Origin of the sequence: Comamonas sp. Z1 (assembly GCF_008121555.1) — a bacterium.
Taxonomy (GTDB): domain Bacteria; phylum Pseudomonadota; class Gammaproteobacteria; order Burkholderiales; family Burkholderiaceae_C; genus Comamonas; species Comamonas thiooxydans.
In genome coordinates this window covers 363,706-378,549 of sequence record NZ_VOQT01000005.1, presented here as the reverse complement: position 1 = coordinate 378,549, position 14,844 = coordinate 363,706, and the positions used below count along the sequence as shown (strand labels likewise).

The following is a 14,844-nucleotide window of genomic DNA, read 5'->3' as shown; positions in this document are numbered from 1 at the left end:
GGCTTTTTGTTTTCGACAAAAGGCCTGTGTAGGGGAGTCGCCAAGTTGGTTAAGGCACCGGATTTTGATTCCGGCATGCGAAGGTTCGAATCCTTCTTCCCCTGCCAAACATCTTCTTGCGTCATAGCAACCCACAGCACTGGGACGCACAATGCATTCACATCACTCTGATTTCATGGTCTTCACAGGCAATGCCAATGCTGGCATGGCCGAAGAGATTGTTAAGCACCTCGGCACCTCTCTTGGTGCTGCTGACGTTGGCCGCTTCTCCGATGGAGAAGTCGCGGTCGAGATCAAGCAGAACGTTCGCGCCCGCGACGTTTTCGTGGTTCAGTCCACCTGCGCTCCGACCAACGACAACCTGATGGAGTTGCTGGTCATGGTCGATGCCCTCAAGCGCGCATCGGCCGAGCGCATCTGCGCCGTGATCCCCTACTTCGGCTATGCCCGCCAGGATCGCCGCCCCCGCTCCAGCCGCGTGCCCATCACTGCCAAGGTGGTGGCCAATATGCTGCAGGCAGTTGGCGTCGAGCGCGTCCTGACCATGGACCTGCACGCCGACCAGATCCAGGGCTTCTTCGACATTCCCGTGGACAACATCTACGCCACCCCTGTGCTGCTGGGTGATCTGCGTCAGAAGAACTACGAAGACCTGATCGTTGTCTCCCCTGACGTTGGCGGTGTGGTGCGTGCTCGCGCCCTGGCCAAGGAACTGGGTTGCGATCTGGCCATCATCGACAAGCGTCGCCCCAAGGCGAACGTGTCCGAAGTCATGCACGTGATCGGCGATATCGACGGCCGCAACTGCGTGATCATGGACGACATGATCGACACCGCCGGCACGCTGGTGAAGGCTGCCGAAGTGCTCAAGCAGCGCGGCGCCAAGAACGTGTACGCCTACTGCTCGCACCCCATCTTCTCGGGCCCGGCCCTGGAACGCATCGGCAACGGCAGCGCTCTGGACGAAGTGGTTGTGACCAACACCATTCCTCTGAGCCCCGCAGCCCAGCAGTGCGGCAAGATTCGCCAGCTGTCCGTAGCCGGCCTGTTTGCCGAGACAATTCACCGCATTTCCACAGGTGATTCGGTGAGCAGTCTGTTTACCGCTTAAAATCTCTGGTTTTTCGGCTTCGAGCCCAAGCAAACCTCCTTCGGGAGGTTTGACCGTTTCGAGGCCACCGCAAGAATCCACGGCCTTGCTGCAAGGTGCAGATTCTTTTATCAATCGGGCGAGACTGGTCGCGGTCCGCCCATCTAGGAGTTAGTTATGCAATTCGTCGCTACTGAGCGCGCCAAGCAAGGTACGGGTGCGAGCCGCCGTCTGCGTCTGTCGGGCAAGACCCCCGGTATCGTTTACGGTGCTGGTGAAGCCCAACTGATCGAAATCGATCACAACGCCCTGTGGCACGCTGTGCACAAGGAAGCTTTCCACTCCAGCATCCTGGACATGGAAATCAACGGTCAAGTGACCAAGGTCGTGCTGCGCGACGTGCAGTTCCACCCCTACAAGAAGCTGGTGCAACACATCGACTTCCAGCGCGTGGACGGCAACACCAAGCTGCACATGAACGTGCCCCTGCACTTCGAAGGCGCCGCTGAATCCCCCGCCGTGAAGGTCGAGAACTGCACCGTGACTCCTCTGATGCACGAACTGCAAGTGATCTGCGAACCCGCAAACCTGCCCGAGTTCATCAAGGTGGACCTGAGCGCCCTGACTTCCAAGTCCGTGCTGGGCCTGCAAGCTCTGAAGCTGCCCAACGGCGTGAAGGCTGTGGTGCGTGGCGCCAACAAGAACCCTTCGCTGATCTCCATCAAGCTGCCCGAAGTGGCTCCTGCCGAAGGCGCCGCACCTGCTCCCGCAGCTGCTCCCGCCAAGAAGGGCAAGAAGTAATTCTTGCGACTTCGGTACGGCGGCTGCCGCTGTACTCCAAGAAAAGGCCCACCTCGGTGGGCTTTTTCTTTGGTCCATGCACAACAGCCCTCGCCCGCCCAGCTTTGCTGGCAAGAAGATAATCGAGCAATGATCAAACTGTTTGTCGGCCTCGGCAATCCTGGCCCTGAATATGAAGACACCCGGCACAATGCCGGCTTCTGGTGGATCGATGCGCTGGCGCGCGAACTCAAGGTCAACCTGGTTCCAGAACGCAGCTACTGGGGATTGATGGCACGCACCAGCATCCACGGCCAGAGCATCTGGCTGCTGGAGCCGCAGACCTTCATGAATCTCTCGGGCAAGTCGGTCGGCACACTGGCCCGCTTCTTCAAGATTCAGCCCGAGGAAATCCTGGTCGTGCATGACGAGCTGGACTTCGAGCCCGGCGTGGTCAAGCTCAAGCTCGGCGGCAGCCATGGCGGCCACAACGGCTTGCGCGATATCCATGCCCAGCTGGGTTCGCCCAATTACTGGCGTCTGCGCGTGGGCATAGGCCACCCCGGCCACAAGGGCGAAGTCGCCAGCTGGGTGCTCAAAAAACCGGCCCCCGACCAACTCAAGCTGATCGAAGACGCCATCGCACATTCGCTCAAGGCCTGGCCCGATATGGTGGCCGGCCAGATGGACAAGGCGACTCTCGCGATCCACACCACCAAGGCACCACGCCCCAAGCCACCCCGCAAGCCTGCGCCCGAGGCCGCCCAGCCCGCAGCTGGCGAGGCCTGAACCCGAGGCAGAATGAAAAATAGCTCCTGAATCAGGAGCTATTTGCGCTTGATATACAAAGAATTCAGACTCAAAGAGCCTTAACTTTCTTTCTTGGCCTGCGTAAGCAGCTCATATTTCTTGAACAGCACCTCACGGCTTTCGATGTACTCGGGGTTCACCGGTATGCAGGCCACGGGGCAGATCTGCACGCACTGGGGCTCGTCAAAATGACCCACGCACTCGGTGCACTTGTGCGGATCGATTTCGTAGAACTCCTCACCCATATAGATGGCATCGTTGGGGCACTCGGGCTCGCACACATCGCAGTTGATGCATTCATCGGTAATCATCAATGCCATGTGCCAGCTCCTGTGAAGTTCTCGGTATCGACCCACATTATCCCAAGCTCCCCAAGACATGGCAGCGCCCGGGACAAAGCCACCCCCTCCCGGACGCGGCACAATTGCCGCTATGCTGCGCAGCACGCAAACACCGCGTCTGAGCCCACTTCACGATGAAACAACGCCCCACGCCATGAGCATCTTCTTGCTCAAACGCCTGCTTACGCTGGTCGCCACATTGATCGGTGCCTCCATCGTGGTTTTCGCCGTGCTGGAAGTCCTGCCCGGCGATGCCGCCCAGATGCTCATGGGCCCCGATGCCGAGCCCGAGGCCGTGACGGCCATGGTTCAGCAACTGGGCCTGGACCAGCCCGCGCTGACGCGCTACTGGCAGTGGATAACCGGCTTGCTGCACGGCGACATGGGCGACAGCTACGTCTATGGCTCGCCCGTGGCCGAACTGGTCTGGGAACGCCTTGCGGTCACCGTGCCGCTGGCCATCATGGCCATGTGCATCACCGCCGTGCTGGCCATTGCTGCGGGAGTGTTTGCAGCCGCCAACCATAAACGCTGGGGCGATGTAGGCCTCATGGGCCTGGCCCAGATCGGCATTGCCATCCCCAACTTCTGGTTTGCGATTCTTCTGATCCTGCTGTTCTCGGTGAAGCTGCAATGGTTCTCGGCCGGCGGCTTTCCGGGCTGGAGCGAGGAGGCCGGCGGCGGCTTCTGGCCTGCGCTGCAGGCACTGCTGCTGCCGGCCGTTGCGCTGGCCGTGGTGCAGGCAGCCATCCTGGCGCGCATCACCCGCTCTGCGGTGCTGGAGGTGCTGCGCGAGGACTTTGTGCGCACGGCCCGCGCCAAGGGGCTGTCACGCGGCGAGGCGCTCTGGCGTCATGTGCTGCGCAACGCCATGATTCCCGTCGTCACCGTCATGGGACTGCAGTTCGCCAACCTGCTGGCAGGCACCATCGTGGTGGAGAACGTGTTCTATCTGCCGGGCCTGGGCCGGCTGATCTTTCAATCCATTTCCAACCGAGATGTGATCGTGGTGCGCAACTGCGTGCTGCTGCTGGCCGCCATGGTGGTGGTGGTGAATTTTGTCGTCGACGTGCTTTATGCCGCCATCGACCCCCGCATCAAGGCCGGCGATATATGAGCAGGCAGACCGATACCCGCGCCAGTGTGAGCGACTACCCGACACGCGCCTTCACGCGCACACAGCCCCAAGGCTTTGGCCGGCGCGCCTTGCAGCACCGCAGCTTTGTGCTCGGCGCCCTGCTCACGACCTTGCTGATTGTCGCCGCTCTGCTGTCTTTTGCCTGGACCCCCGGCTCGGCCTATGAAGTGGATATGGACGCAGCCCTGCAGGCCAGCAGCAGCCGGCACTGGCTGGGCACCGATGCCTTCGGGCGCGATATTGCCTCGCAGATTCTGGTCGGCGCACGTGCGTCGATTGCCGTGGGCCTGATCGCCGTGGGCATAGGTCTGACGCTGGGTGTGGTGCTGGGCCTGGTCGCCGCTGCACGCCGTGGCTGGGTGGAGGAAATCATCATGCGGCTGGCGGACTTCACCTTTGCCTTTCCAGCCCTGCTCTCGGCCATCATGCTCACAGCCGTGTTTGGAGCCGGCATGGTCAATGCCATCATTGCCATCGGCATCTTCAACATCCCCACCTTTGCGCGCATCACCCGCGCCTCGGCCAATGCCATCTGGGCGCGCGACTACGTGCTGGCCGCGCGCGCCTGCGGCAAAAGCCGCAGTGCCATCACTTTGCAGCATGTGCTGCCCAATATTGCGGCCGTACTCGTCGTGCAGGCTACCATTCAGTTTGCACTGGCCATTCTGGCCGAGGCCGCCCTATCCTATCTGGGCCTGGGCACGCAGCCGCCCCAGCCATCCTGGGGACGCATGCTCAGCGAAGCCCAGACCCTGATGTTCCAGGCGCCGCTGCTGGCCGTCTGGCCCGGCCTGGCAATCGCCTTGTCGGTGCTGGGTCTGAACCTGCTGGGCGACGGTCTGCGCGACCTGCTGGACCCCCGACTGACACGCGAGCGTTGAATCACCATGGCTTTGCTTGAAGTCTCCAACCTCACCATCAATCTGCAGACCCATCGCGGTCGGGCTCAGGCCGTGCGCGATGTGAGCTTTACGTTGGAGCGCGGTGCCACGCTGGGCCTGATCGGCGAATCGGGCTGCGGTAAATCGCTGACGGCATTGGCGCTGATGGGCCTGCTACCCGAACACGCACAGGTGGACGGCAGCATCCAGCTGGACGGCCAGGAACTACTGGGCCTGAGCGAGCGCCAGCTCTGCGCCCTGCGCGGCAACCGCATGGCCATGGTGTTTCAGGAACCCATGAGCGCCCTCAACCCCGTGCACAGCATCGGCCGCCAGGTGGCAGAGCCGCTGCGGCTTCATCTGGGAATGAGCCGCGCCCAGGCCCGCGCCCGCGCCACCGAGCTGCTGGAGAGAGTGGGCATTGCACAGGCTGCGCAGCGGCTCGATGAATATCCGCACCAGTTCTCCGGCGGCCAGCGCCAGCGCATCATGATTGCCATGGCTCTGGCCTGCGGTCCCGATCTGCTGGTGGCCGACGAGCCCACCACAGCCCTGGATGTGACGGTTCAGCAGCGCATTCTGGATCTGCTTCAGGAGCTGGTGGCCGAGCATTCCATGGCGCTGGTGCTCATCAGCCATGATCTGGGCGTGATTGCCCAGAATGCGGAGCAGTTGCTGGTCATGTATGGCGGCACCGTGGTCGAATCCGGCATGACGGAAGCGGTGTTCGCCAGGCGCGCCCACCCTTATACGCGCGGCCTGTTTGCTGCACGCCCACAACTCCACGCCACAGAAGGTACAGCCCATCTGCCCACCATTGCCGGAGCCGTGCCAGAGCTCGTGGACCTGCCCGCAGGCTGCCCGTTTGCGGGCCGCTGCGCCCATACTCAGGACGAGTGCTATGTGCAGCGTCCCCAGCCTCGCACGCTGCACCAGCCCAGCATGGCGGCACCTGCCTCTCTCGCTTCCTGGCGCCAGCCCCATGTGGCACGCTGCCTGTATGAACAGGTGCTGACGGCAGGAGCAAGGACATGAACGAGCCAGCCGAAACCTCTGAAGCTGGAACCAGCAGCGCAATCTTGCTGAGGGTTAGCGGCCTGAAACGCGCATATTCACGTCCCCGCACATCACTGTGGCACAAGCCCGAGCCGCTGCAGGCGCTGCGCGGCGTGAGCTTCGAGCTGCAGGGCGGACAAAGCCTGGGCGTGGTCGGCGAATCGGGCTCCGGCAAGTCCACGCTGGCACGTCTGGTCATGGCTCTGGACCGCCCCAGCGAAGGCAGGGTGGAACTGCTGGGCCGCAATCTGCACCGGCTGTCCGAACAGGAACTGCGCGCCGCGCGGCGCGACTTCCAGATGGTGTTTCAGGACCCCTATGGGTCGCTGGACCCGCGCATGACAGTGGAAGCCATCGTCAGCGAGCCTTTGGGAACGACTCATGAGAAGCTCAGTCGCCCTGCCAGGCGCCAGCAGGTGCTGAGCGTGCTTGACCAGGTCGGTCTGCGCGCGCAGGACGCCGACAAATATCCGCACGAGTTCTCCGGCGGCCAACGCCAGCGCATCGCCATTGCCCGCGCTCTGATAACCCGCCCCCGCCTGATCGTGGCCGACGAGCCGGTCAGTGCGCTCGATGTCTCGGTGCAGGCCCAGGTGCTCAATCTCATGCAGGACCTGCAGCGCGAGCTGGGCCTGTCATATCTGTTCATCAGCCATGACCTGGCCGTGGTCCAGCATGTCTGCGATCAGGTCATCGTGCTCCATCAGGGTGAAGTGGTGGAGCGCGGCACACCGCGCAAGCTGTTCTCCGCCCCCGAGCACCCCTATACCCAGGCCTTGGTCAAGGCCGCGCCGCGAGTCATCTGAACCGGGCCGGCAAACAGTTGTGCACACTCGCAGCAGCGATATGCCTGCGACCACTGCAAAGACTGCTCCGACTGGTGTAAAAACGCATATGAAACAAGTCCGCTCCCCGCGATGACTTGCAGCGCTTTTGATGGCCCCATGCGGCCAGCCCCCCCCATCGGAGACTTTGTTGATGCTCAATCGCCGCTCCTTGCTGGCCAGCTCGGCTGCCAGCTTGCCCTTGTTCGCTGCCTGGCCTGCCATGGCCCAGGCCAAGAAAGACAGTGTCACGCTGGCCATGACGCTGGAGCCGCCAGGGCTGGACCCCACGGCCGGGGCTGCCTCCTCGATTGCCGAAGTCGTGCTCTACAACGTGTTTGAGACACTGACCAAGATCAACTCCGACGGCAGCGTCTCGCCTCTGCTGGCCGAAAGCTGGGAAGTCTCGTCCGATCTCAAGACCTATACCTTTCGCCTGCGCAAGGATGTGAAGTTCCAGAACGGAGAGCCCTTCAACGCTGCCGCCGTCAAGTTCTCGTTCGACCGCGCGGCCGCGGACAAAAGCACCAACAAGGACAAGCGCACCTTTGCCAATCTGAGCACCAAGGTCGCCGACGAGCATACGGTGGTGCTGACCAACCAGGAGATCGATCCCGACTTTCTGTTCATGATGGGTCAGGCAACCTCCATCGTTGTCGAACCCAAGAGCGCCACCACCAACGCCAGCAAGCCCGTGGGCACCGGCCCCTACAAGCTGGCGGCCTGGGCCAAGGGTGCATCGGTCACGCTGACCGCCTGGCCCGGCTATCGCTCGGCACAGAGCATTCGCATCAAGCGCGCCGTGTTCCGCTTCATCCCCGATCCCGCAGCACAGGTTGCAGCCCTGCTGGCCGGCGATGTCGATACCTTCCCGCGCGTCTCGCCGCGCAGCGTGCCCCAGTTCAAAGCCAACGCCCGCTTTCAGGTAGTGGTGAGCAACTCGCGCGCCAAGACCATTCTGGCCATCAACAATGCGCGAAAGCCGCTCAGCGATATCCGCGTGCGCCGTGCCATTGCCGCCGCCATCGATCGCAAGGCCGTGATTGCCGGTGCCGCCGATGGCTATGGCGTGCCCATCGGCAGCTACTATGTGCCCACGGCCTTTGGCTATGTGGACACCACAGGTGTCAACCCCTTTGACCTGGAAAAAGCCAAGGCTTTGATGGCTGAAGCTGGCGTCAAGACCCCGCTGACCCTGACCATGACGCTGCCGCCCGCGCCCTATGCGCGCCAAGGCGGCGAGCTGATTGCAGCCCAGCTGGCCAAGATCGGCATCCAGCTCAAGCTGCAGAATGTGGAATGGGCACAGTGGCTGTCGGGCACCTACACCAACAAGAACTACGACCTGACCATCATTTCGCATGTGGAGCCGTTTGATCTGGGCAACTTTGCCAAGCCCGATTACTACTGGGGCTACCAGTCCCAGGAATTCAACGAGCTTTTCGACAAGATCAAGCACACACCGCGCCCCGCCGACCGCGCACGCCTGCTTGGCGACGCCCAGCGCCTGCTGGCGCATGATTCGGTGCACGGCTTTCTCTACACCCCGCAGTGGGTGACCGTGGCGAACAAGAAGCTGCGCGGGCTGTGGAAGGACATGCCGGTGTTTGTGAATGACTTGTCTGCGCTATCCTGGGGATAAGAACGACAAGCTCCCCCTGAGGCGCTACGCGCCTTCCCCCTGCCGGGCGCCCCTCTCTCTACGTGCTTCGCACACTATGGGAGGGGACAGAGAGGGACTGAGGGGGACGAAAGCCTCGCTGCGGCGCGGCCGGCACAGGCCCTTGCTCGCTGCCCCTTTGCTGGTGCGCGCCAGTTTAAAGAGTGTTTGCCTCTAGCGTTGCACCATCACAAGGCGAAGTGCGAGCGCACCGAAAACGGTCGCAGCGATGCGGTTCAGCCAGCGCTGGGCACGCACGGAGCGCTGCAGGATCTGGCCAAAGAGCCCCGAGAAACAGGCGATAGAGCCAAAGACCAGCCAAGCTGCTGCCATGAAGACGCAGCCCAGCACCATGATCTGCACTGGCACGCTGCCGCGAGCGGGGTCGGCGAACTGGGGCAAAAAGGCCAGAAAGAAGATCAGCACCTTGGGGTTGGTCAGGTTCATGACCACGCCTCTGCCCACCCAGCCCATGGCGGAGCACAGAGTCAGCACATCGCGCTGCTCCTGCGCCCTGGCACTTTCTTCGACGCTGACCGGCGCATGCCATGCACCCCAGGCCAGATAGGCCAGATAGGCAGCGCCGCAGAGCTTGAGCACCGTGAACAGCATGGGCGATGTGGCCACCACGGCCGCCAGTCCCAGTGCCACGGCGGCCGTATGTCCGACAATGCCCAGACACAGGCCCAGCACCACGCACAGCCCTACGCGCCAGCCGCGCTGTGCCGATTGCACCAGCACAAACAGGTTGTCGGGGCCGGGGCTCAGGCCCAGCAGCAAGGCCACGCCAAAGAATGTGATCAGGACTTCCCAGGTCGGCATTTTCAGCTCTCTTCAAAAACAATAGCTATTTGCGATTCATCGGCAAGGGCTACAGGCCCTTTCGACAAACGACTCACTTCAACCCAGCCCCAGTGCCGTCACGCCCAGGGCAATCATCACGGCCCCGGCAATGCGCAGGGCCCGGTCGCCCTCGCCCAGCAACCTGCCGCCGATCAGCGCTGCGAACAACATGGACACCTCGCGCGCCGGAGCGACGTGAGAGATGGGCGCGCTTTGCACGGCATAGAGCACCAGCACATAGGCAATGGGGCTGAAGAAAGCCACCACTGCCGCATAACGCCACTGCAGACGCCACAGGCGCTTGGTCTCGGGCCAGTCCCGGGCGGCCAGCGGCGCCAGAATCACCAGGCGGATCAGGTTGCCCATATAGTCCACCAGAATCGGCGACATCAGCAGCATCTTGACGGCATAGCTGTCCACCACGGTGTAGCTGGCAATGAACAAGCCCGTCAGCAGACCATAGTAGAGGCCCGCGAGCACACGCTGACGCGCCTCCAGGTCCTGTCCGTCGCGAATGGCCACGATCATGCGCGGACCGCCCGCGATCAGGAATACACCCAGCACCACGCCCGCAATGCCGGCAGCCCCCAGCGTTGAAATCTGTTCCCCCAAAAACATCACCGCCACCAACGATGAGATCAGTGGCCCGCTGCCGCGCGCCAGCGGATAGACCACGGTGAGATCGGCCACGCGGTAGCCGCGCAGCAGCACCACGAAATAAGCCACATGCAGCACGGCGCTGGCGGTGACGAAGGCCCACTCCATCCAGCCCCAGCCCGGCACCACATCCTTGCCCAGCCACCAGCCCAGCGGCAGCCAGATGACGGCATTGCAGATGGCGGTGTAGAGCGAAAAACGGGCATCTCCACCCGCCTTCTTGGCCACGATATTCCAGCCCGAATGGATCAGGCCGGCCAGAATGATGAGAGTGAACGCTTGCAGGGACATGAGAGCCGGAAATGCAAAAGGCCGCGCGATGCGCAGCCTTTTGAAAGGAAAAATTCAGTGCTTCATCTGGCCGAACATGGCCAGTGCGTGATGAAACTGGCGCAGCACATGTGAGAGACGCCAAGCAAGGGCCGCCCCGCAGCGAAGGCGTCGTCCCCCCTCGGGGGAAGGCGCGAAGCGCCACAGGGGGATCATTTATTTTCTAGCTGCTATGAGCGACAGGAATTCGCGGCGCAGTTCGGAGTTGGTGAGGAAAGCGCCGCGCATGACGGAGTTCAGCATCTTGGAATCCATCTCGCGCACGCCGCGCCAGGACATGCAGAAATGCGAGGCCTCCATGACCACGGCCAGCCCGTCGGGTCGGGTCTTGTCCATGATCAGGTCGGCCAGCTGAATGATGGCCTCTTCCTGGATCTGCGGGCGACCCATGATCCAGTCCACCAGACGCGCGTACTTGGACAGACCGATCACATTGGTGTTCTTGTTGGGCAGCACGCCGATCCAGATCTTGCCGATCACGGGACACAGGTGGTGACTGCAGGCGCTGCGCACGGTGATCGGGCCGACGATCATCAGCTCGTTCAGATGCTCGGCATTGGGGAATTCAGTGATGGCCGGCTGATGCACATAACGGCCGCGGAACACCTCATTCACATACATCTTGGCCACACGGCGGGCCGTGGCGCGCGTGTTGTGGTCATGCACGGTGTCGATGACCATGGAGTCGAGCACGCCCTGCATCTTCTCCTGCACCTCGTCCAGCAGCTTCTCCAGCTCGCCGGGCTCGATGAATTCGGCAATGTTGTCGTTGGCGTGGAAACGTTTCTTAGCTGCCTGCAGCCGCTCGCGGATCTTGACCGAAACGGGTGTTCCTTCGGCTGAGTTGTCTTTTTTCATGTCGGCGAGATCTCTGAACATCCAAGAATGGTACCAGTGAATCAACTTCCCGAAGCTACAAAGGATTTGCCGTCCAGATGCATGTTTACAAGGCGTTGGAAGCTATGGTTTCAGGAGCAATCTCAAAATAAGCATGCACCCGACCGGAGACAGCGAGCAAGCGCCGCCGCGCGGCGAGGCTGTCGCGCCCGCCCGAGCAGCAGGCGCGGGGCCGGGATCAGGGCTGCTACAGCTTGAACTCTGCGATAAGCGGCAGATGATCCGACATGCGCCACCAGATGCGCCCCTTGGGCACCTGCAGCCCCAGCGGGGTCAGGCCGCGCACATAGATATGGTCGAGCTGCGCAATCGGCAGCCGCGAAGGGTAGGTCAGAATGCCCTGCGTTTCCTCGTACTCGAACAGGCCGAAACCCGCCAGCATGCGCTTGATCTGGTTGCCCCAGTCATTGAAGTCGCCCGCCACCACCAGCGGCGCATTGGGCGGCACCTCACGTTCGATGAAACGCTGCAGCAACGCAATCTGGCGAATGCGGCTGCCCGGAATCAGACCCAGGTGCACGACGATGGAGTGCACGCGCTTACCGTGGATGTCCAGCTCCACATGCAGCAGGCCGCGCTGCTCGAAGCGGTGGTCAGAGATGTCCTCATGCTGGTAGCCGATCACGGGCCAGCGACTGAGCAGCGCATTGCCGTGCTCGCCGTCCCGGGTGTAGGCATTGGTCAGATAGACGGACTCGTAGCCTTCGGGAGCCAGATACTCGGCCTGCGGCACATTGGGCCAGCGGTCGAAATACTGCTCCTCCTTGCGGTTCATCTTGCGAACCTCCTGAAGGCAGACGATGTCCGCATCGAGCTGTTCCACCGCGAGTCCCAGATTGTGAATCTCCAGCCTCCTGGCAGGGCCCAGGCCCTGCACACCCTTGTGAATGTTGTAGGTGGCCACGCGCAGGATCTGCGGCTCTGGCGGCGTAAACAACTGAACTTCAGACATAGGCACTGTTGGTTTCAAGGCTGTTGCCTGCAGCGGCGCTCGACCAGCGCCGGCTCGAAGCGCGGCAACAGCAAAATAGCTTCTGCGTTGGAAGAAGAAAAGCAGCGCTGGGCTGCCTCACGCCAATCATGCCAATCATGTGCGGTGTGCTCCCTGGGATTCAAGTGCACGGTCATGTGATGCGGCACACGGAGGCCGAAGACACGCTCCTGGTTATGGCTGACGCCCAGCGCGTAACGATGCAGCCATTGCGGATAGATGGCGTAGACGTTCTCGAGTTCCCAGTCGGTCAGGCAACAGTCCGGCGCCAGCGCATCGATGCCGGTTTCCTCGAGCACCTCGCGCACGGCGGTTTCGTGCCAGTCCTCGTCCAGGCTGTCCTTGCTGCCCGTGACGGATTGCCAGAAAGGCTCTCCCTCGGGCGCGGCAATGCTTCGACGCAGCAACAACACCTGCCCGTCTTCGCGGTAGATCACGACCAGCACGGACTGCGGAATCTTGTAGGGCCTGACTTCCATCGCAGCATATTAGCGCGGCCAGCATGACAGCAGGCTGAGTCGCCCCGCTGCTTGATAGCCATCAATATTCATAGCTTCAACCTCTCTCCATTCATTGAATTCAGACTGAAAACTATCTGAATTTCAAGATTGACAGGCGCAAGCAGCTCCCGATTTCAAAGCAATAAAAAAGCGCCAGCCGCTTTCGCGAACTGGCGCCCGGGTGTGAGCAGCGACCGGCGCTGTTCACGGGGAGCTTGGGAATCAAGCCTCGGTGGTGACCACCATGGGGTTGCGCAGCTTGATGTGCAGCTCGCGCAACTGCTTCTCGTCCACGGGCGAGGGAGCCTGGGTCAGCAGATCCTGGGCGCGCTGTGTCTTGGGGAAGGCAATCACGTCGCGGATGGAGTCGGAGCCGGTCATCAGCGTGATCAGACGATCCAGGCCGAAGGCCAGACCGCCGTGGGGGGGCGCACCGTACTGCAGCGCGTCCAGCAGATAGCCGAACTTGGCACGTTGCTGCTCGGGCGTGATGTTCAGGGCTTCAAACACCTTGGCCTGCACGTCGGCACGGTGGATACGCACCGAGCCACCGCCCAGTTCCCAGCCGTTCAGAACCATGTCGTAGGCCTTGGCAATGCACTTGCCGGGATCGGTGTCCATCAGGTCTTCGTGACCATCCTTGGGCGAAGTGAAGGGGTGGTGCACGGCCACCCAGCGGCCGCTGTCTTCGTCATGTTCGAACATGGGGAAGTCCACCACCCACAGAGGCGCCCACTTGTCTTCGAACAGGCCGCTCTTCTTGCCGAATTCGCTGTGGCCGACCTTCAGGCGCAGGGCGCCGATGGAGTCGTTGACGATCTTTTCCTTGTCGGCGCCGAAGAAGATGAGGTCGCCATCCTGGGCGCCGGTGCGCTTGAGGATTTCGGTCAGGGCAGCATCATGCAGGTTCTTGACGATGGGCGACTGCAGGCCTTCGCGGCCCTTGGCCACTTCGTTGACCTTGATCCAGGCCAGGCCCTTGGCACCGTAGATCTTGACGAACTCGGTGTAGCCGTCGATCTCGCCGCGCGAGATGGCAGCGCCGCCGGGCACGCGCAGGGCTACGACACGACCGCCCTTGGTAGTGGCGGGGGTGGAGAAGACCTTGAAGTCCACGTCGCCCATGATGTCGGTCAGCTCGGTGAACTCCAGCTTGACGCGCAGGTCGGGCTTGTCCGAACCGAAGCGGAAGGCCGCGTTCTGGTAAGTCATGATGGGGAACTCGCCCAGATCCACGTTCAGCTGGGTCTGGAACACTTCCTTGATCATGCGCTGGAAGATGGCGCGGATTTCCTCTTCATTCAGGAAAGAGGTTTCGCAGTCGATCTGCGTGAATTCGGGCTGGCGATCAGCGCGCAGGTCTTCGTCGCGGAAGCACTTGGTGATCTGGTAGTAGCGGTCGAAGCCCGAGACCATCAGCATCTGCTTGTACAGCTGGGGCGACTGGGGCAGCGCGAAGAATTCGCCGTCATGCACACGCGAGGGCACGAGATAGTCGCGGGCGCCTTCGGGCGTGGACTTGCCCAGCATGGGAGTCTCGATGTCGATGAAGCCTTCCTTGTCGAGGAAGTTGCGCACCTGGATGGCGGTCTTGTAACGCAGCATCATATTGCGTTGCATCACGGGACGGCGCAGATCCATCACGCGATTCGTGAGGCGCACGGTTTCCGACAGATTGTCATCGTCCAGCTGGAAAGGAGGCGTGACGGAAGCGTTGAGCACGTTCAGCTCATGGCACAGCACTTCGATCTGACCGCTCTTGAGCTTGTCGTTGGTGGTGCCGGCGGGACGCGCACGCACAACACCCTTGACCTGCACGCAGAACTCGTTGCGCACGTCTTCGGCCACCTTGAACATCTCGGCGCGGTCGGGGTCGCAAACCACCTGCACATAGCCTTCACGGTCGCGCAGGTCGATGAAGATCACGCCACCATGGTCACGGCGGCGGTTCACCCAGCCGCACAGGGTCACGGTTTCGCCCATTTGGGCTTCGGTCACCAGACCGCAGTATTGAGAACGCATTGCCATGAAAATTCTTCCTGCACC

15 protein-coding genes and 1 tRNA gene are annotated in these 14,844 nt (G+C 61.9%); 9 read left to right on the top strand and 7 right to left on the bottom strand.

The genetic code is table 11. The features are described from left to right. Positions 1-30: 30 nt before the first annotated feature. The 4 genes from FSY45_RS12680 (at position 31) to pth (ending at position 2,659) form a co-directional block, all read left to right on the top strand. Positions 31-107, top strand: a tRNA-Gln gene (locus FSY45_RS12680). Between the two features lie 44 nt (positions 108-151). After that, complete coding sequence (locus FSY45_RS12675; protein ID WP_003066035.1) at positions 152-1,111, top strand: ribose-phosphate pyrophosphokinase; 960 nt, start codon at positions 152-154, stop codon at positions 1,109-1,111. Between the two features lie 156 nt (positions 1,112-1,267). Further along, positions 1,268-1,891: a 50S ribosomal protein L25/general stress protein Ctc gene (locus tag FSY45_RS12670; protein ID WP_003066033.1), complete on the top strand. Its 624-nt coding sequence runs from the start codon at positions 1,268-1,270 to the stop codon at positions 1,889-1,891. A 129-nt stretch (positions 1,892-2,020) separates the two neighbouring features. Further along, positions 2,021-2,659: an aminoacyl-tRNA hydrolase gene (gene pth, locus FSY45_RS12665; RefSeq protein ID WP_003066030.1), complete on the top strand. Its 639-nt coding sequence runs from the start codon at positions 2,021-2,023 to the stop codon at positions 2,657-2,659. Between the two features lie 80 nt (positions 2,660-2,739). Here the strand turns inward: pth and FSY45_RS12660 are convergent, their stop codons facing one another. Beyond that, on the bottom strand, positions 2,740-3,000 hold the full coding sequence (locus tag FSY45_RS12660) for a YfhL family 4Fe-4S dicluster ferredoxin (RefSeq protein ID WP_003066028.1): 261 nt from the start codon (positions 2,998-3,000) through the stop codon (positions 2,740-2,742). Between the two features lie 175 nt (positions 3,001-3,175). On the opposite strand from FSY45_RS12660, the gene FSY45_RS12655 reads away from it, so the two are divergent. The 5 genes from FSY45_RS12655 to FSY45_RS12635 all read left to right on the top strand — a co-directional run bounded on the left by FSY45_RS12655 (position 3,176) and on the right by FSY45_RS12635 (position 8,562). After that, entirely contained in the window at positions 3,176-4,138 is a 963-nt protein-coding gene (locus FSY45_RS12655) for an ABC transporter permease (protein ID WP_003066026.1), read from the top strand. Further along, the gene (locus FSY45_RS12650) at positions 4,135-5,040 is read left to right on the top strand and encodes an ABC transporter permease (RefSeq protein WP_039049634.1); all 906 of its coding nucleotides are present in this window, start codon (positions 4,135-4,137) and stop codon (positions 5,038-5,040) included. Before FSY45_RS12655 ends, FSY45_RS12650 begins: the two co-directional genes overlap by 4 nt. 6 nt (positions 5,041-5,046) lie before the next feature. After that, the gene (locus FSY45_RS12645) at positions 5,047-6,075 is read left to right on the top strand and encodes an ABC transporter ATP-binding protein (protein ID WP_046461100.1); all 1,029 of its coding nucleotides are present in this window, start codon (positions 5,047-5,049) and stop codon (positions 6,073-6,075) included. Then, positions 6,072-6,902 (top strand): ATP-binding cassette domain-containing protein, encoded by an 831-nt coding sequence (locus FSY45_RS12640; RefSeq protein ID WP_003066021.1) that lies wholly within the window; start codon positions 6,072-6,074, stop codon positions 6,900-6,902. The genes FSY45_RS12645 and FSY45_RS12640 overlap by 4 nt, the downstream gene beginning before the upstream one ends. Before the next feature lie 172 nt (positions 6,903-7,074). Then, positions 7,075-8,562, top strand: a complete 1,488-nt coding sequence (locus FSY45_RS12635; protein WP_046461131.1) for an ABC transporter substrate-binding protein — start codon at positions 7,075-7,077, stop codon at positions 8,560-8,562. Positions 8,563-8,754: 192 nt separating this feature from the next. Here the strand turns inward: FSY45_RS12635 and FSY45_RS12630 are convergent, their stop codons facing one another. The 6 genes from FSY45_RS12630 to aspS all read right to left on the bottom strand — a co-directional run bounded on the left by FSY45_RS12630 (position 8,755) and on the right by aspS (position 14,826). Then, positions 8,755-9,402: a LysE family translocator gene (locus FSY45_RS12630; protein WP_046461099.1), complete on the bottom strand. Its 648-nt coding sequence runs from the start codon at positions 9,400-9,402 to the stop codon at positions 8,755-8,757. A gap of 78 nt (positions 9,403-9,480) precedes the next feature. After that, entirely contained in the window at positions 9,481-10,371 is an 891-nt protein-coding gene (locus FSY45_RS12625) for a DMT family transporter (protein ID WP_003066016.1), read from the bottom strand. Positions 10,372-10,566: 195 nt separating this feature from the next. Further along, positions 10,567-11,289: a GTP cyclohydrolase I gene (gene folE / locus FSY45_RS12620; protein ID WP_003073932.1), complete on the bottom strand. Its 723-nt coding sequence runs from the start codon at positions 11,287-11,289 to the stop codon at positions 10,567-10,569. A 205-nt stretch (positions 11,290-11,494) separates the two neighbouring features. Beyond that, complete coding sequence (locus FSY45_RS12615) at positions 11,495-12,259, bottom strand: endonuclease/exonuclease/phosphatase family protein (RefSeq protein WP_003066010.1); 765 nt, start codon at positions 12,257-12,259, stop codon at positions 11,495-11,497. Positions 12,260-12,273: 14 nt separating this feature from the next. After that, entirely contained in the window at positions 12,274-12,777 is a 504-nt protein-coding gene (nudB, locus tag FSY45_RS12610) for a dihydroneopterin triphosphate diphosphatase (RefSeq protein ID WP_046461098.1), read from the bottom strand. Positions 12,778-13,020: 243 nt separating this feature from the next. Then, positions 13,021-14,826, bottom strand: coding sequence for an aspartate--tRNA ligase (gene aspS, locus FSY45_RS12605; RefSeq protein ID WP_046461097.1), 1,806 nt, complete (start codon positions 14,824-14,826; stop codon positions 13,021-13,023). Positions 14,827-14,844 lie beyond the last annotated feature (18 nt).